General features: G+C 36.3%; 19 protein-coding genes and 1 tRNA gene. 9 read left to right on the forward strand and 11 right to left on the reverse strand.

Features of this window, described 5'->3' with window-relative positions; genetic code table 11:
* Positions 1–5: 5 nt before the first annotated feature.
* The 3 genes from gltX (at position 6) to ACFSR3_RS09690 (ending at position 3,014) form a co-directional block, all read left to right on the forward strand.
* The gene (gltX, locus tag ACFSR3_RS09680) at positions 6–1,514 is read left to right on the forward strand and encodes a glutamate--tRNA ligase (protein ID WP_379820794.1); all 1,509 of its coding nucleotides are present in this window, start codon (positions 6–8) and stop codon (positions 1,512–1,514) included.
* Positions 1,515–1,593: 79 nt separating this feature from the next.
* The gene (locus ACFSR3_RS09685) at positions 1,594–2,589 is read left to right on the forward strand and encodes an SPFH domain-containing protein (protein ID WP_379820795.1); all 996 of its coding nucleotides are present in this window, start codon (positions 1,594–1,596) and stop codon (positions 2,587–2,589) included.
* A gap of 59 nt (positions 2,590–2,648) precedes the next feature.
* Complete coding sequence (locus tag ACFSR3_RS09690) at positions 2,649–3,014, forward strand: hypothetical protein (RefSeq protein WP_379820796.1); 366 nt, start codon at positions 2,649–2,651, stop codon at positions 3,012–3,014.
* A 32-nt stretch (positions 3,015–3,046) separates the two neighbouring features.
* Here the strand turns inward: ACFSR3_RS09690 and ACFSR3_RS09695 are convergent, their stop codons facing one another.
* From ACFSR3_RS09695 to ACFSR3_RS09715, 5 genes are all read right to left on the reverse strand, one after another.
* Positions 3,047–3,529, reverse strand: coding sequence for a hypothetical protein (locus ACFSR3_RS09695; protein ID WP_379820797.1), 483 nt, complete (start codon positions 3,527–3,529; stop codon positions 3,047–3,049).
* Between the two features lie 56 nt (positions 3,530–3,585).
* Positions 3,586–3,822 carry a DUF6327 family protein gene (locus tag ACFSR3_RS09700; RefSeq protein WP_379820798.1) on the reverse strand — a complete coding sequence of 79 codons (237 nt, stop codon included), beginning with the start codon at positions 3,820–3,822 and terminating at the stop codon, positions 3,586–3,588.
* A 2-nt stretch (positions 3,823–3,824) separates the two neighbouring features.
* Positions 3,825–4,181, reverse strand: a complete 357-nt coding sequence (locus tag ACFSR3_RS09705; protein ID WP_114758742.1) for a competence protein — start codon at positions 4,179–4,181, stop codon at positions 3,825–3,827.
* Between the two features lie 8 nt (positions 4,182–4,189).
* Positions 4,190–4,519 carry a YtxH domain-containing protein gene (locus ACFSR3_RS09710; protein WP_114758741.1) on the reverse strand — a complete coding sequence of 110 codons (330 nt, stop codon included), beginning with the start codon at positions 4,517–4,519 and terminating at the stop codon, positions 4,190–4,192.
* A 702-nt stretch (positions 4,520–5,221) separates the two neighbouring features.
* The gene (locus ACFSR3_RS09715) at positions 5,222–6,907 is read right to left on the reverse strand and encodes a glutamine--tRNA ligase/YqeY domain fusion protein (RefSeq protein ID WP_379820799.1); all 1,686 of its coding nucleotides are present in this window, start codon (positions 6,905–6,907) and stop codon (positions 5,222–5,224) included.
* Positions 6,908–7,068: 161 nt separating this feature from the next.
* Between ACFSR3_RS09715 and folB the strand changes: the two genes are divergently transcribed.
* Positions 7,069–7,428 (forward strand): dihydroneopterin aldolase, encoded by a 360-nt coding sequence (folB, locus tag ACFSR3_RS09720; RefSeq protein ID WP_379820800.1) that lies wholly within the window; start codon positions 7,069–7,071, stop codon positions 7,426–7,428.
* 19 nt (positions 7,429–7,447) lie between these two features.
* Here the strand turns inward: folB and ACFSR3_RS09725 are convergent, their stop codons facing one another.
* A complete protein-coding gene (locus ACFSR3_RS09725) occupies positions 7,448–9,400 on the reverse strand; it encodes an LTA synthase family protein (protein WP_379820801.1) in 1,953 nt (650 codons plus the stop codon).
* Positions 9,401–9,557: 157 nt separating this feature from the next.
* On the opposite strand from ACFSR3_RS09725, the gene ACFSR3_RS09730 reads away from it, so the two are divergent.
* Positions 9,558–9,628, forward strand: a tRNA-Cys gene (locus tag ACFSR3_RS09730).
* 53 nt (positions 9,629–9,681) lie between these two features.
* On the opposite strand, the gene ACFSR3_RS09735 is transcribed toward ACFSR3_RS09730, so the two are convergent.
* The 4 genes from ACFSR3_RS09735 to rnr form a co-directional block, all read right to left on the reverse strand.
* A complete protein-coding gene (locus ACFSR3_RS09735) occupies positions 9,682–10,365 on the reverse strand; it encodes a LysE family translocator (protein WP_114758737.1) in 684 nt (227 codons plus the stop codon).
* A 127-nt stretch (positions 10,366–10,492) separates the two neighbouring features.
* Positions 10,493–11,134, reverse strand: a complete 642-nt coding sequence (locus ACFSR3_RS09740; protein ID WP_379820802.1) for a GIN domain-containing protein — start codon at positions 11,132–11,134, stop codon at positions 10,493–10,495.
* 134 nt (positions 11,135–11,268) lie between these two features.
* Entirely contained in the window at positions 11,269–11,940 is a 672-nt protein-coding gene (locus ACFSR3_RS09745) for a head GIN domain-containing protein (RefSeq protein WP_379820803.1), read from the reverse strand.
* A gap of 53 nt (positions 11,941–11,993) precedes the next feature.
* Complete coding sequence (gene rnr / locus ACFSR3_RS09750) at positions 11,994–14,180, reverse strand: ribonuclease R (RefSeq protein ID WP_379820804.1); 2,187 nt, start codon at positions 14,178–14,180, stop codon at positions 11,994–11,996.
* 116 nt (positions 14,181–14,296) lie between these two features.
* Here rnr and ACFSR3_RS09755 point away from each other — a divergent pair, with 116 nt between their 5' ends.
* The 3 genes from ACFSR3_RS09755 (at position 14,297) to ACFSR3_RS09765 (ending at position 16,606) form a co-directional block, all read left to right on the forward strand.
* Positions 14,297–14,536 carry a DUF2007 domain-containing protein gene (locus tag ACFSR3_RS09755; RefSeq protein ID WP_379820805.1) on the forward strand — a complete coding sequence of 80 codons (240 nt, stop codon included), beginning with the start codon at positions 14,297–14,299 and terminating at the stop codon, positions 14,534–14,536.
* 717 nt (positions 14,537–15,253) lie between these two features.
* Positions 15,254–15,685, forward strand: coding sequence for an RpiB/LacA/LacB family sugar-phosphate isomerase (locus tag ACFSR3_RS09760; RefSeq protein WP_169520700.1), 432 nt, complete (start codon positions 15,254–15,256; stop codon positions 15,683–15,685).
* Between the two features lie 15 nt (positions 15,686–15,700).
* A complete protein-coding gene (locus tag ACFSR3_RS09765; protein ID WP_379820806.1) occupies positions 15,701–16,606 on the forward strand; it encodes a cation diffusion facilitator family transporter in 906 nt (301 codons plus the stop codon).
* A 186-nt stretch (positions 16,607–16,792) separates the two neighbouring features.
* Here the strand turns inward: ACFSR3_RS09765 and ACFSR3_RS09770 are convergent, their stop codons facing one another.
* Positions 16,793–17,827 carry a YaaC family protein gene (locus tag ACFSR3_RS09770; RefSeq protein WP_379820807.1) on the reverse strand — a complete coding sequence of 345 codons (1,035 nt, stop codon included), beginning with the start codon at positions 17,825–17,827 and terminating at the stop codon, positions 16,793–16,795.
* 506 nt (positions 17,828–18,333) lie between these two features.
* Between ACFSR3_RS09770 and ACFSR3_RS09775 the strand changes: the two genes are divergently transcribed.
* A complete protein-coding gene (locus ACFSR3_RS09775) occupies positions 18,334–20,457 on the forward strand; it encodes a Tex family protein (RefSeq protein WP_379820808.1) in 2,124 nt (707 codons plus the stop codon).
* The last annotated feature ends 198 nt before the right edge of the window (positions 20,458–20,655 follow it).

Raw genomic sequence — 20,655 nt, forward strand, 5'->3', positions numbered from 1 at the left:
TAACAATGTCTAAGCAAGTTCGCGTGCGTTTTGCACCAAGCCCAACAGGACCTTTACACATTGGAGGTGTAAGGACAGCCCTTTTTAATTATTTATTTGCCAAAAAACATGGTGGTGTTTTCTACCTTAGGATAGAAGATACTGACCAAAACCGTTATGTTGAAGGTGCAGAAGAATACATTATCGAAGCGCTAAACTGGTGCGGCATTCCTTTTGACGAAGGTGTTGGGAAAGAAGGAAAATTTGGCCCATACCGCCAAAGCGAAAGAAAAGAAATATACAAGCAATATGCACTTAACCTTATCGAGAATGGTTGGGCATACTATGCTTTTGATACTCCTGAAGCGCTTGATACCCTTAGAGCAACGGCTGAAGCTGAAGGAAAAACATTCATCTACAATCACGCCATTCGTGAAACAATGGAGACTTCTCTAAAGCTTAGTGCCGAAGAAACGCAGCAAAGAATAGAGAATGGAGAGCATTATGTTATCCGTTTTAAGACTCCGGTTAATGAGACATTACACCTGAAAGACATCATTCGTGGTGATATTAAGTTTGAAACTAATCTGCTTGACGACAAAGTATTGTTCAAAAGCGATGGTATGCCTACTTATCACCTGGCTAATATTGTGGATGACCACCTAATGGAAACAAGCCACGTTATCCGTGGTGAAGAGTGGTTGCCTTCCCTACCCCTGCACGAACTTTTATACAGGGCATTTGGTTGGGAAGCACCTCAGTTTGCTCACCTTCCGCTTATCCTTAAACCGGTTGGTAATGGTAAACTTTCTAAAAGGGATGGTGATAAATTAGGTTTCCCGGTATTCCCTTTGGAATGGAAAAATACAGATGGAACTGTTTCTTCAGGTTACAGGGAAAAAGGCTTCCTTCCGGAAGCGGTTATCAACTTCCTTGCTTTGTTGGGATGGAATTCCGGTACCGACCAGGAATTGTTTACACTTGATGAGCTTGTACAACTATTCGATTTGGAGAGGGTACATAAGGCAGGTGCTAAATTTGACCCGGAGAAAAATAAATGGTTCAACCACCAGTATTTTACACGACAGCCAAACGATGTAGTGGCACAGCAGTTCAACCATACACTTGTTGAAAGAGGCATAAACAAACCTATTGATTATGTAACCGATGCTGTAGCACTTGTAAAAGAACGTGCATCGTTTGCATCTGAACTTTGGGATCTGGCAGACTTTTTCTTTGTAGCACCAACGGCTTATGACGAGAAACCAGCTAAGAACTGGAAACCGGAAACGGCAGAAGTTATGGAAAGATTAATTGGCGTGTTGGAAAACATTACTGATTTCTCATCGCAAAATGTAGAAAGCATTGTAAAAGCCTGGATGGAAGAAAATGAGATAGGAATGGGTAAAGTGATGCAACCACTACGTTTAAGCCTTGTAGGGGCTGTAAAAGGGCCTCATTTGTTTGATATCACTACCCTGATAGGTAAAGCTGAAACAATCAGCAGGATACAAAAAGCAATAGCAACTCTATAGTAACGAAACCTTCCCTAACCGGAAGGTTTTTTATTTTACAGAAAATCGTAACTTACCAGCAATCAACAAAACCTTTATTATGGGAAATATTTTTATCTATGTATTACTGTTCTTTGCAGTACTAATTTTTTTATCCTCTTTCTTTACCGTTAAGCAGCAAACTGCGGTAATCGTGGAACGTTTCGGTAAATTCCTGAGCATTCGTCATGCAGGTCTGCAACTTAAAATTCCAATCATCGATAAGATAGCAGGAAGGATAAACCTTAAGATACAGCAGCTTGATGTTATCATTGAAACCAAAACCAAAGAAAACGTGTTCGTGAAAATGAAAGTTTCGGTTCAGTTTGTGGTGATACAGGAAAAGGTATATGAAGCTTTTTATAAACTGCAATACCCGCATGATCAGATTACATCATACGTGTTTGATGTGGTTCGTGCCGAGGTGCCAAAACTGAAACTTGATGATGTTTTTGAACGTAAGGACGATATTGCAATTGCAGTAAAACGTGAACTTAATGAGGCTATGGCCACTTATGGATATGATATCATCAATACGCTGATCACCGACATCGATCCTGATATTCAGGTGAAAAATGCCATGAACCGTATTAATGCTGCCGACAGGGAAAAATCGGCTGCTGAATATGAGGCAGAAGCACAAAGAATCAGGATTGTAGCAAAAGCAAAAGCTGAGGCAGAAAGCAAAAGATTACAGGGTCAGGGTATTGCCGATCAGCGTCGTGAAATAGCCAGAGGACTTGTAGAAAGTGTTAATGTACTGAATGAAGTAGGCATCAACTCACAGGAGGCATCAGCCTTGATTGTTGTAACACAGCACTATGATACACTTCAGGCTATTGGTTCTGATACTAATTCAAACCTGATATTATTGCCAAACTCACCACAGGCCGGCAGCGATATGCTGAATAATATGGTAGCTTCATTTAGCGCTTCTAACCAGGTAGGAGAATCTATTAAACAAGGTAACCTGAAAAAAACTGCTACTAAAAAGAAAAATGAGGAAGATCATCATACTCATGACAGCCATGAACATGAAAATCCTGAAACAGAATAAAAAAGAAAATCCCGCCATTGAGCGGGATTTTTTATATTTGCTTCAAACTAAAAATTACTATGAAAAATATTTACTATATCGCCCTTATCTTTTCGCTTTTTATAGGATTTTCTTTTTATATCAACTGGAATAGCAGAATAGAAAATGTTCACAAAAATATGCTGGAAGATATAAGAGACGAAAATTATATTGGAATAATAGTAAAAAAATATACCAAAGTTGAAGGTAAATATCCGGTTCACGTACTTCTCCTAAATAATAAACAACAAGTCGAACCTGGCAGAAGATTTTGGGAAAAAACAGCAGTAGGTGACTCAGTTGTAAAAATTAAAGGAACTGATTATTCAACTGTATATAAGAAAGACGGAACTAAAGACTCTTTTGACTATGGAAAATGGATTGAAGAAATAAGTAAAGAAGAATAAAGAAAATCCCGCCATTGAGCGGGATTTCTTTTTTAAGGCGTTCCTCTGGCCGGTAATCCTTTATTCCATCGAACAGGTTCGGTATTATACATAAATATTGACTTATTTTTAGAAATAAATTCAAGTTTTAAATCATAATAAGCATTTGTTCCGCTTCCAATAATTTTACTGCTTTTCTTAATTTTATAATTGCCTTCAAGATTTATATCTTCTGCTGATAATCGCTCAAAGCTATCTCTTGAGATGACTTTCTCTTCTTTACAACAAATTTTTATACTATCATTTGAATGGATTTTGAACTTATAACTGCAGTTTTTTAAAGGATTATATCTGTTTATATAAATCTTATTTTCTTCAATTTCAACTGAACCAAATAATTTCTCTTCGCCATTAACTACTAATTTATCAATAGACCAGTTACCTCTAATATTTAATTTTTTTTCAGTTGGATAAAAAATAATTAATAGAACTATACAGATAATTACAATACATAAAATTTTAGTAGATTGCTTCATAGTATCTTTAAAGCACCGAATATAAAAAAATCCCACTCAATGGTGGGATTTCTTTTTTAAAATATCTTTTTAAAGAGCCAGCTTAATGCTACACTCTTAATTGGTCCTGAAAATTTACCTAAAACCCCCAGTATCTTCTTAGGGGTCTCCCCTATCATATTCATAGGTTTAAGGCTTTCCTGAGTATCATCAAGGCTTCTTTTAAACTTGGCATACGCTAAATCTTTTTCAACCTTAAATATCTCAAGATCTTTGTTTATTTCGTCAAAATTGCGGTATATCTTTGTATTCATGCCTAGTCGTATTTCTTAAAAAATATCTTTGAAAAAGTTGATAACATAGGTCCTTCAACAATCTTATCCTGAACCTTATATACAACTATAGCCGTTACAAGATAGATAAGCCCCACAATAAGGAAACCATAAGCAAAATTATCAAGCCAATAGCCTATACCCAATGCTGCAGCAATTGAAAAAAATACAGTAACTATAATCAGCATAACTCCCAAAAGAAAAACCTTAAGGATAGCCGATGTTGATTTCATGAGTATCTTAAACCCCCAAAGCTTATAGTATTTTAGATTTGCATCTAAAAGGTTTTTTACTTCGTGTTTAAGCTCTTCAGCGTTTTCTTTTATTTCTTCAAATGCCATACAGTGAATTATTTAGAAGCTGTAGCCTTAGCGTCTTTTTTAAGTTCTTCAAGTTTTTTCTCCAACATAGCAATCACATCTTCAGTTTTGTGTTCTACGTCGGCAACCAAATGATCTATAGTACCTTCAAGATCGTGTTTAGCAGCACCAAACTTACTTTTTACAGTTTCAGTAAGGTCACTAAGCTTATTGGCAAGCTCATCTTTTTTAGCTAAAGCACCATCTTTTATTTTTTTTCTTGTTTTCGATCCTTCATCCGGAGCAAATAAAATTCCTAATGCTGCTCCTACTGCTGCACCTGCAAGTACAGCTACAATTGTTCCTGTTTTACCAGCCATGATATAATTTTTTTTGATTAATAATTATAAAGATACCCGTTTTAACATTTGAGGGGTGTTAATAGGGCGTTAATTGAAAGCCAAACAATGTAAAATCAAAATAAAGCCATTTAATAAGATTTCTCTTCTATAAATATACAAATACCTTATCACAAAATTATAATTGAGTAGCGATAATTTATAGAGGTCACTTTTTTAATAATTCATCTATTAAAAATATAATATCAATAGAAACTATCAATAATAGAAATAATAAAGTAGTTTTTAAAATTAAAATAGCTTAAATCTATAAAAGATATAATCAATTAAAAAATTAAATACTATAGATAGATTTAATAATAGTAAAATACAATCAATTAATATAAATGAATCATATATTACTATAAAAAATAAAATCGATATTAAAATATAAATTAATAGTTTATATTAATGATATATAAAATCTTTTAAAATAAAATTATTAATAGTAGTATACTATAATTTATCAATAAAAAAGGTAAAAATTAAAATAAAGCGTTTTAATAAACGTTTAAGTAGATACATATCCAAATACATTACCATTTTTTTAAAATTGATTATATCGAATTATATAAAGTCACTTTTTTAAGTATTCATCTATATAAATTTTAAATTCAATCAATTTTATAAATAATAAAAAAGCTCCTGAAAATTCAGGAGCTTCTATAAGTAAAATTTATTTTACTATTCTTTGCTTTCTAATTTAGCCCAGGTATCACGAAGACCAACAGTTTTGTTGAAAACTATCTTTTCAGCATTCGTATCCGGATCAACACAGAAATAACCTAACCTCTGGAACTGGTAACGTTCACCTGCTTCTGCACTTTTCAGGCTTGGTTCAAGGTAACCTTTAATAACTTCCAGTGAGTTCGGGTTAATATATTCTTTAAAATCAACATCTTTATCAGCATCCGGAGCTTCGTGTGTAAACAAACGGTCGTAGATTCTAACTTCCGCTTCTACAGCATGTTGAATAGAAACCCAGTGAATGGTACCTTTAATTTTTCGTAAGCTGGCTTCAGTTCCGCTACCGCTACGGCTGTCTGTATCATAGGTACAGTGAATCTCTGTAATGTTACCCTCAGAATCTTTTAAAACGCTCTCACCCTTAATGATATAGGCATTTTTTAAACGTACTTCTTTACCAAGAGTCAGACGGAAATATTTACTGTTGGCATTTTCCATAAAGTCTTCTCTTTCTATGTAAAGCTCTCTTGAAAAAGGTACTTCCCTAAATCCAGCAGACTCATCTTCAGGATTGTTTTCAGCTTCTAACCACTCTTCTTTTCCTTCAGGATAATTAGTAATTACAAGCTTAACAGGGTCTAGTACAGCCATTACTCGTGGAGCGATCTTGTTAAGATCTTCTCTAACGCAAAACTCTAATAATGAAACATCTATAAGGTTTGTACGCTTCGCAATACCAATAGTGTCAGCAAAATTACGAATAGAAGCAGGCGTATATCCTCTTCTTCTCATTCCTGAAATTGTTGACATCCTTGGATCGTCCCAACCGTTAACATGACCTTCCTGTACCAATTGTAAAAGCTTTCTTTTACTCACTACAGTATGGCTCAGGTTACGTCTTGCAAACTCACGTTGTTTTGGTCTTACTTTACCCTCAGTGTAGATCTGGTCAAGGAACCAATCGTATAATTCCCTGTGCATCAAGAACTCAAGTGTACAAAGTGAATGCGAAATTTCTTCTACATAATCACTTTCACCATGAGCCCAGTCATACATTGGATAGATCTTCCAGGCATCACCTGTACGATGATGATGTTTGTGTAATATACGGTACATAATAGGGTCACGCATAAGCATATTGCTTGATGTCATGTCTATTTTTGCCCTCAAAACGTGTGTTCCCTCAGGAAATTCACCGTTTTTCATTCTTTCAAAAAGGTCAAGGTTCTCCTCTACCGAACGGTTTCTGAAAGGACTTTCAGTACCCGGTTGCGATGGAGTTCCTTTTTGTTTAGCCATGTCTTCACTGCTCTGGCTGTCTATATAGGCTTTTCCGTTCTTAATGAACTGAACTGCCCAATCATACAGCTCCTGAAAGTAATCTGAAGCATAACGTTCTTCAGCCCATTGGTAGCCCAACCACTCTACATCTTTCTTGATGGCATCTACATATTCCTGCTCTTCTTTTGCAGGGTTAGTATCATCAAAACGTAGGTTTACAGGCGCATTATACCTTAGTCCAAGCCCAAAATTAAGGCATATAGAACTGGCATGGCCTACGTGCAGGTAACCGTTAGGTTCTGGTGGGAAACGGAAACGTAATTTGTCTTTAGCAAATCCGTTTGCCATATCCTCTTCAATAATCTGCTCAATAAAATTAAGTGATCTTTCTTCAGTCGACATAGCTTTAAATAATAAGAATGCAAATGTAGTTAATTCGCGTGAAAGTAGCAGAGTTACAAAGTAGCAAAGTAGCAGAGTTTTACCACAGCTTCGTATACTTTGTAATCAAATCATTAAATACTTTGTAACTTTGCCCCTCTGCAACTTTGTAACTTATAAAAATGAATACCATAAAACTTAAAAACATACGTACATTCTCATATCATGGCTGCCTTGTTGAAGAAAGCAAAATAGGCTCTGATTACTCGGTTGATCTTGAAATAAAAGCCAACCTTGAAAAATCAATGCAGAGTGATGAACTCGCCGATACTGTTGATTATGTACATCTTAATAAGATAGTTACCGAAGAAATGGCAATACGCTCCAAACTGTTAGAACACGTAGCCAAGCGTATTGTTGACAGGGTTTTTAAAGAAATTCCGATGGTAATGAAAGTGATTGTTGGAGTATCAAAAATCAATCCTCCCATTGGTGGCGATGTTCAGGCCGTAACCATTGAAATTGAAGAAAACAGGAAATAAAAGACACAAAAAAACCGGGTTAATTCCCGGTTTTTTTATTCTTCTTAGTAGTATACTTCCGTTGTGAGTAAAGATCTGATGCGGCAGTAACATGACCTAATGCATCTTTTGCAAGTTCTTTATCCAGAGGTACAGCTTCGAGCACTGTATCATTCTTTATCTTAAACTGTAATGGTTCTTTTTTAGGCTGCATGATAACAACCTGATCCCCTACCCTAAAGGCATTAATATCATGGAATTGCATGATAGAACGTCCAATAACATCATCTTTAAGTTTTTTAAGATTACGACCCGGCATAGGAGTTTCAAAGTTCATTCCTATCATATCAAGAATGGTTGGAGCAAGGTCGATCTGGCTGCAAAGCTTATCATATTTAGAGCCTTTTGCCACACCCGGAGCTATGATAAGTGCCGGAATATGAAACTTATGAATTGGTACCAAATGTTTACCGTAAGTTCTGGTATTATGATCGGCAACAACAATAAATAATGTGTTTTTAAAATAGTCCTCTTTTTTAGCCATTTCAAAGAATTTACCAATAGCAAAATCGGCATATTTCATAGCATTGTTTACTGTATTCTTTTGTTTATCATACAGTTCAATTCTTCCGTCAGGGAACTCAAAAGGCTCATGGTTAGAGGTAGAGAACATTAATGAAAAGAACGGTTTTCCTTTCTGGCTTTTAAAGTATTCATTAGCTTTTACTACAAGATCTTCGTCACTGTAACCCCATGTACCTTTAAGCGCATATTTTTTTCCATCTTTATCAAAATCTTCTTCATCAACAATGTTTTCAAAACCATTACCGTTGAAGAAAGATGCCATGTTATCAAAGTTAGCCATACCCCCATAGATAAAACTTGTATCATAACCTTTAGATTTAAACAAGTCGGCCAGCGTAAAAAATCCTGATTGAGAGTTGCTTAATTTTACAACACTTTCAGATGGCGAAGGAAGAAATCCGGTAACAACAGCTTCAATTCCCCTAACACTACGTGTACCCGTACAATACAGGTTTGTAAACAATAAACCTTCTTTAGTAAGAGCATCAAAATTAGGGGTTAATGGTTTTCCACCAAGACTTCCTACATATTCAGCACCAAGGCTTTCCTGAAGGAAAATAACAACATTCATCGGTTGCGGATTTAACGAATCCGGTGTTTGGGTATGAAGCAATGGCAATTCTGCATCTGTAAAATCAGAAGCTTCAGCAGTCATGTATTTCTTAACTCTCGAATAAGCTTCATTCGCTTCCATCTTACCATACATTTTAGCAGGGTTATCTTCATTCTTTAACGAATAAGCAGCAAAAGCTACTGTATAAAGCGAATTCAATCCCATACAATTGGTAAGCTGATCAAAAGAAAAAACTGCATTACTTGCGTTTATAGGTCTTTTTGAAGTTAAACTACTCCTAGCACCAAAAAACAATAAAAAAGCCACAGGAACGAATAAAATCAGTTTCATTTTGTATGCTGCGTTCGGTGTACCAAACAATGTTTTTCTTTTTTTAATCAAAAGGAAAATAAAACCACCCATAACAACAAATGTAAGAGCAATAGATCCAAGGTAACTTTTAAGTAAAGTACCCATTACTTCTTTAGGATAGATAAGATAATCCAGGAAAAGTCTGTTAGGCCTTGTGTCATACTGTTTGATAAAATCAGAACTTGATAGTTCCATTATCAGTAACAAACACAGGAAAAATATATAGTATATATTTAAAAATCTGTTGATATAATGAAGATGCTTTGATGGAATGAACGTAATGAGCACTATTGGTAAAAACGATAAATAACATAAAAGTATCAGGTCAAAACGCAAGCCTATCGGAAAAATATACCAGTAATCCGGAGTATCATCTATCCTTTCTTTAAATATAAAAAAGAGGATAATCCTGCTTAATGTTGTAATAGCCAATCCAATAAGCATAAAATTAGCAATAGATTTCAGGTAATGAAGCTTCTTCATAAAATGATGTTAAAAATTTTTTACGAAATTATTAACTAATTATGAATCAAAGCAGAATTAAATAAAATTTAAGCAATTAATAAGTTATATAAAAAATGGTGTAATTTTTCTTGCGTTAGTGCAAAATATATGTAAATTTGCCAACCATATAACGAATGGCATCTTGGCCGAGCGGCTAGGCTCAGGTCTGCAAAACCTGCTACAGCGGTTCGAATCCGCTAGATGCCTCAACAAAAAAGCTTCAGTTTTCACTGAAGCTTTTTTTATTTTTTATCCTTTTCTTACTGATTTTCTTTGTGTTCTATCTTCTCTATGGTTTGTTGCATCTCATTCGGAAATGCTCCCTGTACAACCAGTGCCAGTCCAAACACTACGAGAATAATACTTATGGATTGTTTTATCTTTTTAATATTCCTAACTGTAAGCCTGCTTCTTAACTGTTTTGCTAATGATATTTTTCCCAGGTCGATAACAAGATAAGTAGCAATTACAGAAAGAAAAAATACAAACATCCTTGAAGGGACAAGATCAAGCTTTGGACCCCATGAAATAATAATTGCCAACCAGAATCCGAGAACGCCAATATTTATAAAATTCAGTAAAAACCCTTTTATATAAAGGCTCATGTAGTTTTTCTTGATAATTTCCTTTTCATCTTCACCCAGTAGTTCTTCCTGTGAAGTCTTACTTACTTTAAAAAAAGAAATAATTCCATAGGTAAGCATCACAATGCCTCCAAAAATAAATAATGCCGGCTCGTCCTTTATTTTTTCAAGTAATTTATAACTGCTGAAATAAGCAATGAGTATAAAAACAATATCGGAAGTAATAGCACCAAGATCAAAAGCAAGAGCTGCTTTGAATCCTTTTAAAACACTGGTTTCCAATAATACAAAAAATACCGCACCCGGCATTATGCTTAAAACGAAACCAACGGGAATGGCGCTTAAGATATCCTGTAACATGTATATAGATTAGGTCTTGCAAGTTACTATTTTAATTTTTAAAGAAACATAAGCTTTACCATCCAAAAAATAAAAATCCCCAACAGAAAGCCTTCTGTTGGGGAAATTATAACTTTTATACTACTGATTATTTCACAACAACAATTTGTGCATCGTCACTTTTTACCTCATTTACTTTTTTAGGGTTACCATAAATGGTAAGCGATCCGTCTGAAGCTACCGTAGCATCAACAGTACCTTTAGCAGTTATGCTTGCCTGTGCATCTGAAGCTAATACAATTTCTACATTATTAGCCTTAAGTTCTTTTACATCATATTGCGCATCAGAAGCTACAGCTGCTACCATAACATCAGCCTTACCTTCTATTTTTACCTGAGAATCAGCAGCAGCGGCAACATTTAGATTCTTTACATTCAGTACAAGTTTTACTTTACTATCGGCAGCTGCAGCAAGGTTAAACTCTTTCGTGCTAATCTCGTCATTCCCTATTAATTCAGTATCAGGACCGGCAGAAATATTCTCAATGGCAGCAGTATAATATACTACAACCGAACCATCTCCATTAATGGCAAGTGCTCCTTTTTCATTCTGAATCTGAAGCTCTTCTTCACCATTTTTAATAACGGCTTTGTTTTCAGATGATTTTATCAATGTAACATCAACATCGCCTGAAATTACAAGTGATTTGAATTCTTTAAGATTTTCAGTTTTTTGTGCAGTAACCAGATTTATGGCTGCAATAGCTGCAAGTGTAAAAAGTGTTTTCATGGGTTTTATTTTTAATTGATTGATTATAACCTTTTATACAAAGACAGCCTTATTTTTAGATTGTTACAGTTTAAATAAAAAAATAACCCTGAAAAGAATTCTTTTCAGGGCTATTGTATTTTATAGCAATCTGCTTAAGCTTTTTTAATATTTCCTCCTCCAAATGTATTTTCATTAATTTGCTGAGGGTTGCCATATACTCTGATATCGCCTCCTATCCTTGTTTTGGCATCAACCAGTTCGCTGGCATAAACATCTGCCTCACCACCAGCATTAATACTTACGGTTGTTTGCTCTGTAACAAGCTCTTTACCTTTAAAGATACCACCGGAAGTAATAACAAGATCGTGGGTTTTTGCAGTTCCGTTAATGTTTAATATACCTCCTGAACTGGCTTTAGAGTTTAATTTCTTTACCTCAAGATTAAGTTTAATCTCTGCACCTTCTTTAGCATTAAGTACAAAAGCTGTAGCCTTAAAAATATCCTGAGACGCTACTCTTGCACCCTCACTTGCTTCTACCTGATCAATATTTCCCTTGTAGTACAATGTAACACTTACATCATCTCCTTTAAGGAATTTAGTGGTTTTCATCCTGATCTTAAGCTCATTGTTTTTGTTTACAACCTCTACGTCATCTTTACCCTGCCCTTTAATAACTATTTTGTTTTCAGTCCCTTTAACCATTAAAACATCAATTTGGTCAAAGGCTCTCACAGTAGTAAAATCGCCAAGGTTTTTTGATACATCCTGTGCTGATACCAGTTGGAACAGCATGATTGCAGCTAATGCAAACACTTTCTTCATTTTCATTTTATTTATTGGTTCTTCTTCTTAAGACGTTGCAACTGCCTAAAATGTTACACTTGTGCTTTCTTTCCTAAAAACTGGAAATCAAGCTGTTTTTTAACAAGATCGGCATTCTTAACTTTTACATATACCTCGTCACCCAGCTGCAGTATATTGTGGCTAACCTCGCCAACCAATGCATATTGCTTTTCGTCGAAAGTATAGTAATCATCTTTTATTTCACGGATGCGGCACATGCCTTCACATTTATTGGAAACAATCTCTACATATATTCCCCACTCTGTAACGCCAGAGATGACACCTAAGAACTCTTCATCCTTATGGTCGAGCATATACTTCACCTGCATGTATTTAATGCTGTCACGCTCTGCATTTGCAGCGAGATTCTCCATATTGGATGAATGCACACACTGTTCTTCTAACGGATCTTCTTCCGCCGATTTTCCGCCATCCAGGTAATACTGAAGCAAACGATGTGCCATAACATCGGGATATCTTCGGATAGGCGATGTAAAATGCGAATAATAATCAAATGCAAGTCCGTAATGGCCTATATTATGCGTAGAATATTTTGCCTTGCTCATCGACCTGATAGCCAGTGTATCTACAAGGTTTTGCTCTTTTTTTCCCTGTACTTCTTCTAACAGGTTATTGAGCGATTTAGATACCGAAGCCTTACTTTTAAAATTGATGCTGTAACCAAATTTAGCGATTACAGTCTGCAGGTTAATAAGCTTATCTTCATCCGGTTCATCGTGAATACGATATACAAAAGTCTTGTTTTGCTTACCTATAAATTCAGCTACTTTTCTGTTAGCCAACAGCATAAATTCTTCAATAAGATGATTGGCATCTTTGGCAACTTTAAAGTAAACACCTGTAGGTTCGGCATTTTCATTCAGGTGGAATTTCACTTCTACCTTATCAAAAGAAATAGCACCATTAGCCATTCTTTTTCGTCTTAATATCTTGGCAAGCTCATCCATTTTAAGGGTAGCCTGCTGTATTTCAGGGCTAATAGTGTACTCCTCCCCTGTTAGTGATATCTCTGCCGGAATGGTATTTCCTTTGGTTTCAATAATATGCTGTGCTTCCTCATAAGCAAAACGCTGATCGGAATAAATAACAGTACGTCCAAACCATTGGTTAACAACATCGCCTTTATCCGTTAGTTCAAAAATCGCAGAAAAGGTATATTTCTCTTCATGCGGACGTAACGAACAGGCAAAGTTTGATAATACTTCAGGAAGCATAGGTACTACCCTGTCTACCAAGTATACCGAAGTAGCTCTTTGGTAGGCTTCATCATCCAGTATGGTTCCGGTTTGTAGGTAATGCGATACGTCAGCAATATGGATACCTATCTCATAATTACCATTATCCAGTTTTTCAAACGATAAGGCATCATCAAAGTCTTTAGCATCACGAGGGTCAATAGTAAAGGTCAGGATATTACGCATATCCCTTCTCTTGGCAATCTCTTCCGGATGGATTTCAGTATCGATTTTTTGTGCATAAGCCTCAACATCAATAGGGAAATCATAAGGCAATCCGTATTCTGCAAGAATAGCATGGATTTCTGTATTATGTTCTCCAGGCCTTCCAAGAACTCTTATTACTTCACCAAAAGGGCTATCGGCTTTAGCCGGCCAGTCGTCGAGTTTTACAAGTACAACATCACCATTTTGGGCATTGCCTTCTTTACCTTTAGGGATAAATATATCGGTATACATCTTAGGGTTTGCAGTAGATACAAAAGAGAAATTCTTTTGTATATCAATAACACCAACAAACTCTGTTTTGGCTCTTTCTAATATTTCAACTACCTCACCTTCAGGTTTTCTTCCTCTCCTCCTGTTGTATATATATACCTTAACCTTGTCTTTATCAAGGGCTTTATTAAGGTTATTAGTAGGGATAAAAACATCTTCTTCTAGCTCCGGAGAAATAAAATAGGCAGTCTTTCTACTCGTCATATCAATAGTACCTTCAATGTAATCAGCTTTACTGATAACCCTGTACTTACCTCTTTCTATTTCTTCTATCTTTTCCTGTGAAGCTAAAATCTTTAGTTCCTTAATAATCTCATTCCTGCTCTTGGTATCGTTCAGCTCTAATACTGCCGATATTTGCTTATAGTTGAATGATTTATTAGGGTCTTTGGCGAGTATCTTATAGATTTTCCTCGAAAAATCTTTCTCTTTCTTTGGGGACGGTCGTCCGTTCTTCTTACTCATATATCATAAAATAATGCTGAAAATTACAAATAACTGACAGAATTATCAGGCTTTTAATGAAATAATAACTTTTAACTCTTTAAATTTATATACAAATACTACCCAAACTATCTTATATGAAAGACTTTATAACTGCTGCAGTATTTAACTATCCTCACGAAATAACCATCTTAAAACACCTGCTTAAGGAAGAAGAGATACAACATTACTTCGAAAACGAAACCATTGCTGATCTCATGCCAATGTACTCTTACGCCAACGGTGGTATTAAACTCAAAGTTCATCCAAACGATCTCGATACCGTAAAAGAGATCATCAGCAAACTGGATACAGGAACAAATTTAAAAATCGTCTGAATCCACAAAAAGGTTTTCAACAGTTATTAAATAAAAGAAAAAAAGAAGATTTTAAAATTTAAAATTTTTGATTGTTATTATTGCTTGTTGATATGTGGAATAACTTTTTTGAAGGAAGTGAACTTTTGGAGTTATACAATTTTATACAAAGCTATCAACAATGTTAAGAGAATGTAAATTTTTAAAAATCAGCACTAATACAATTTTTTGGTATAGGTTATTAACAATGGTTGATACTAATTTTTCAGGGTATTTTATTAATAAGTTTCACTGTTAATAGCTGTTAATAACTCCTGTTAATGTTTTAATAACATTACAGAAAAAAGTAAAAAATAAATTTGGTCATTTCGATCCGATTTTTGATTAGTAAAAATTTCTTTCACTTCTAAAAAATCTTCTCTTTTTTCATTTTTAGTTATCAACAAATACTGTTAAAATTCAACATCCTTTAAACACAGTACTTTACGAAAATTATCAACATTATTGCATTTTAACATTTTAATCGATATATTATCTGTGCGTAGAAATGCTAAATATTTGATTTTTAAGGAGAAAAAGAAATATACCCTCAAAAAAAAATTCGCGGTGCTAACGCACCCTTATTTATTCAAAACGCCGGGCAAAAATAGTGGCTAATCTTATAAAAACGTTATTTTCAGTAAATCTGAGCTGTACACCGCAATTATTTATAATTTTGCAGTCTAAACTAATATGTACATGAAAATATCTATCGGCAACGACCATGCAGGGCCTGATTATAAATTAGCTATTGTAAAACACCTTGAAAGTAAAGGTATAGAAGTGATAAACCACGGAACAGACACTTTTGACAGTGTTGACTATCCTGACTTTGTTCACCCGGTAGCGAATGACGTAGAGAACGGTGTTGTAGATTTTGGTATCATCATCTGCGGAAGCGGAAACGGTGTGGCTATGTCTGTTAACAAACATCAAAAAGTAAGAGCAGCACTTTGCTGGATAAAAGAGATCGCGGTACTGGCACGTCAGCATAACGATGCTAACATAATCAGCCTTCCGGCACGCTACACGTCGATACAGCAGTGCATAGAAATGGTTGACGCTTTCCTTAACACGGCTTTTGAAGGCGGGCGCCACCAGAACCGAGTTAACAAAATAGCTTGTAAATAGTATACATTAAGAAATATGAGCGGCCATTCCCATCCACATAAACACAAAGTAGAGGGGAAGAACCTGCTCTTCTCTATATTTCTTAACATTCTCATAACAACAGCACAGGTTGTCGGCGGGATTATCTCCGGCAGCCTTGCGCTTTTGTCAGACGCATTGCATAACTTCAGCGATGTGCTTTCCCTGGTCATAAGCTATGTAGCGCACAAACTTTCGCACAGGCAGGCCACCCTCAAACAAACTTTCGGACTCAAAAGGGCAGAGCTTATTGCCGCTTTTGTCAATGCACTTACACTTATAGTAGTTGCTATCATATTAATATATGAAGCCACATTGCGTTTCTTTAATCCCGTTACCATTGCGCCATCATTAGTAATATGGATGTCGGTACTGGGAATTGTTGCCAATGGTCTTAGTGTACTGTTATTAAAGAAAGATGCCGATCATAACCTGAATATGAAATCGGCTTACCTGCACCTGCTTACCGATATGCTTGCTTCTGTCGCCGTATTAGTAGGAGGGATACTCATGAAGTATTTCCATATCTACTGGGTAGATAATATAATGACGCTTGTTATTGCGGTATACCTGGTTGTTGTAGGTTTCGACCTGTTGAAGAAAGCTACCTTTATGCTGATGCTTTTCACTCCCGAAGAAATCGACATTGAGGAAATTATCGATGAGGTCCACAAAATTTCGGGCTGCGCCCATTTGCATCATATCCACGTCTGGCATTTGAACGATGACGAGCTTCACCTCGAAGCCCACCTGGATTGCAGTGAAGATATCACACTATCGCAGTTCAATACACTATCACACCAGATAGAGCTGGTATTGTATAACAAATTCGGCATTAACCACGTAAACATCCAGCCGGGGTATAAAAAAGAAGGTCCAAAGGATTTTATAGTGCAGGATTAAGTTTTAGTTGGCAGTATTCAGTGGTCAGTTTGCAGTTGCTTCACTCATGCTTTAGCCGGCTGTGTCATTTGCTTCGCCAGTCGGCTTTCAGCCTCTAGTCGACTGAAGCGCAACGGAATGGAGAAATCTCAAACAAAAGTTTCAAGCAACTATTGATAGCACGGATTGCAAATCCGTGCTATCGGGTTATTTTCTAACTCCAGGGATTTTGAATTCTTGACCAGTTATTTCACATGCAATTGTATATATAAATTGAGTTGGAGCTAGATTTATGAATTCTGACAAGAGCCAATTGTGCTGACAGTCAAAATGCTTTTTTAATCTAACAGGATTATATCTAGATAATTCACTTAATCTATGCATTAATGCGAAAGTTATTGTCAATGAATTTTTATTTATAGCATTTCCAAATCCTGTTCTTTTGAAATACCATAAATCGATACTGCCATAAATAAAATGTATATCAGTTCTTACGGCTTTATGATAATTTGTCAATCTAGATAAATTATTTGCTTTATTAGCAGCACCATTAACCCATTTAAATCTCTTTTTTTTACGAATTATCCATTTATCAGGATTTCCCAAATCTCTTTCTAATGTTGACGGAAGTTTATTAATAGTATTTTTATTTTTATAAAATTCAGATGTTATTTCAGCTTGAAAATAAGCATAATTTTGATTTTGAATTTTAACAAAATGGGGGTCAGAAATTGGATAAAATAATTCAGGATCCGAACTATAAGTCAATTTATATGCTCTGTGAATATAAGATAAATTATATATTAATTTTTTAAATGTAAAAATTTCTCCATTGACAGGTTCGCCTAATAGCCTACTTAATTCAGCTAAAATACCATTTGCTTGAAATTTAATATTTTCATTAGATAAAGACGCAATACCAGTTGAATTTCCGGTAACTCCATGTCTATCCATATAATTAATATTTCTTATTTCTAATAAGGCTTTTGTGGCGTTTAGGAAACAATAATAAGCTGTTAATGGAGAAGATGTTTTAGGAAGTTGTTTAGTTGCCTGATAAAAACCATGAGCTTGCTGCCAATAAAACAAGGCATTATTACTATTAGTTTGTCGTTTTATCCATAATTCGACATATTCCCAAGGATTATCTACTAAAACAGATTTTTTATTAAAATCTGGTTTCAAAATAGCTTTATGAACAAATACCGATTTACTATCTATAGTAATTTTCTTTGTTGGCATATTGTGGTGTTTTAATTATGAACTAAAATTATAGTACTTACTTGTTTCATGATCATATAATGAAATAGAATTACCATTTATTGTACCACTAAAGTGACAGCTAGAATCATAATCATAACCATTAAACTGATTCCCATCAGTATTGATATTTATGTAACTACTAGTTTCATAATCATATACTGATCCGTTATTACTTGAAAAATTCCCGCTTATATAGCAGGATCTATCATAGTCATATATGTTTATTGAATCATTGCTTAATTCTCCACTAAAATTATGGTAGGTAGAATACGAATAATCGAAAACCGCATTTGAATTGCTGCGACTTACTAAACGACTTACCAAAAATGCAATTACTCTTCTTTTTGAATGTTTCATTATTGCAAATTATTTACATAAACTTACAAATTATTTTCCTACAAAACCTATAAAGCATAATATTTTAAATCTCCCAATTCCATTCCTCAAATTATTTCCCAATATTTGTATCCCTATTACAATTCCAAATGACAAACCTAGAATACATTGCCGGACAGGTAACTGCCCCAAAAAAAGGCATTGAAGCCACGCTGAAACTATTAGCTGAAGATTGTACCATTCCGTTTATTGCCCGTTACCGTAAGGATGCCACCGGCAACCTTGATGAGGTGGTTATCGAGCAGATCGCGAAGCTCAACCAGAACTTCGAGGCTATCGTAAAGCGTAAGGAAGCCATCATTAAAAGCATCACCGAGCAAAACGCGCTTACGGGCGAGTTATCGGCTAAAATAAACGGCTGTTTCGACCTTACCGAACTGGAAGACCTTTACCTGCCGTATAAAAAGAAAAAGAAAACCCGTGCAGATGTTGCCCGCGAAAACGGACTCGAGCCACTGGCAAAGATCATTATGGCGCAAAACAGCGACGATATCGACTTTATCGCGTCAAAATACCTGAACGATAAGGTAGCCAATGAAGACGACGCGCTTCAGGGTGCCCGAGATATCATTGCCGAGTGGATCAACGAGAATGTATACATCCGTAAATCGCTGCGCCGAATTTTTGGCCGCAAAGCGGCTATTACGACCAAGATAACCAAGGCCGGCAAGGAAGATGAAAAAGCCAAGAAATTTGAGCAATATTTCGACTGGTCAGAAAACCTGACCAAAGCACCATCACACCGACTTTTGGCCATGCTGCGTGCCGAGAACGAAGGTTTTATCAAATTCAAAGTAGAGATAGAAAATGACGAAGCTCTGGATCTGATGGAGCAGTCGGTCATAAAAAACAACCGCGACACCGCGGGCCAGTTACAGCTGGCTATAGAAGACAGCTACAAACGACTGCTGGCTCCGGCAATCAGCAATGAAGTGTTGCAGGAAGCCAAAGCCAAGGCCGACGCTGTTGCTATACAGGTTTTCGCCGGAAACTTAGGGCAGCTATTACTTGCACCGCCATTAGGGGAGAAACGCATCCTTGCCATCGACCCGGGCTTCCGTACCGGATGTAAAGTGGTATGTCTTGACGAGAAGGGCGACCTGCTGTACAATGAAACGATCTTCCCGCACGCGCCGCAAAACGAAACGGCGATTGCCATGAAGAAGATACGTTCTATGGTCAATGCCTATAAGATTGACGCCATTTCCATCGGAAACGGAACAGCATCGCGTGAAACCGAACATTTCATTAAAAAGATAGCGTTTGACAAGCCGGTGCAGGTATTCGTGGTAAGCGAAGCAGGGGCATCGGTATATTCGGCATCAAAGATCGCGAGGGATGAGTTTCCAAGCTACGACGTAACCGTTAGGGGAGCGGTATCTATCGGACGCCGATTGAGTGACCCATTGGCCGAACTGGTAAAGATTGAGCCTAAAGCCATAGGCGTAGGGCAGTACCAGCACGATGTAGACCAAAGCGCCCTTAAAGGCGAACTGGACACCGTAGTAATGCGTTGCGTGAACTCGGTAGGGGTAAACATCAATACGGCGAGTAAATCGCTCCTGGGCTATGTTTCGGGCATTGGCGAGAAGCTGGCAGAGAACATTGTAACCTACCGTAGCGAAAACGGTCCGTTTGAAGACCGTAAGCAACTAAAAAAAGTGCCAAGGTTAGGAGAGAAGGCCTATCAGCAGGCAGCGGCATTCGTAAGGATACCAAATGCACAGAATCCGTTAGATAACTCGGCGGTACACCCTGAGGCCTATTCAATCGTGGAAAAAATGGCAAAGGACATGAAGCTTAAAACGGCCGACCTGGTATCGAATAAAGAAGCCATCGGTAAAATAAATATAGATACGTACGTTACGCCCGAAATCGGGAAGCTTACGCTTCAGGATATTTTAAAAGAGCTCGAAAAACCAGGCCTTGACCCGCGTAAAGCTGCTAAGGTATTTGAATTCGACCCGAATATCCGTACTATTGGCGACCTGCGTATCGGTATGGTATTGCCGGGCATCGTGAATAACATTACCAACTTTGGCTGTTTTGTAGATCTTGGTATCAAAGAGAGTGGACTGGTTCATATCTCCCAGCTTAAGGAAGGCTTTGTAAGCGATGTAAATGAGGTGGTAAAATTGCACCAGCACGTAACCGTAAAAGTGGTTGAGGTTGATGAAGCCAGAAAACGTGTGGCCCTGACGATGATATTGTAATGTTTATTTGTGATGATAACAAATAGGTAAAATTAATTCCCTACGGGAAATAAATGTTTTATGGATATCTGTTGCTAACAACATTTAATCCCTCTGGGATAATTATAAGTAAAGGAATAAATCACTCGATTAACAATTTCCAATTCTGTTGTCATAAGCTAATATGTTAAAAAAATAACGTAACTCATTGACAGGTTG

The sequence above is a fragment of the Flavobacterium suzhouense genome (genome assembly GCF_042684765.1).
Lineage (GTDB): Bacteria > Bacteroidota > Bacteroidia > Flavobacteriales > Flavobacteriaceae > Flavobacterium > Flavobacterium suzhouense.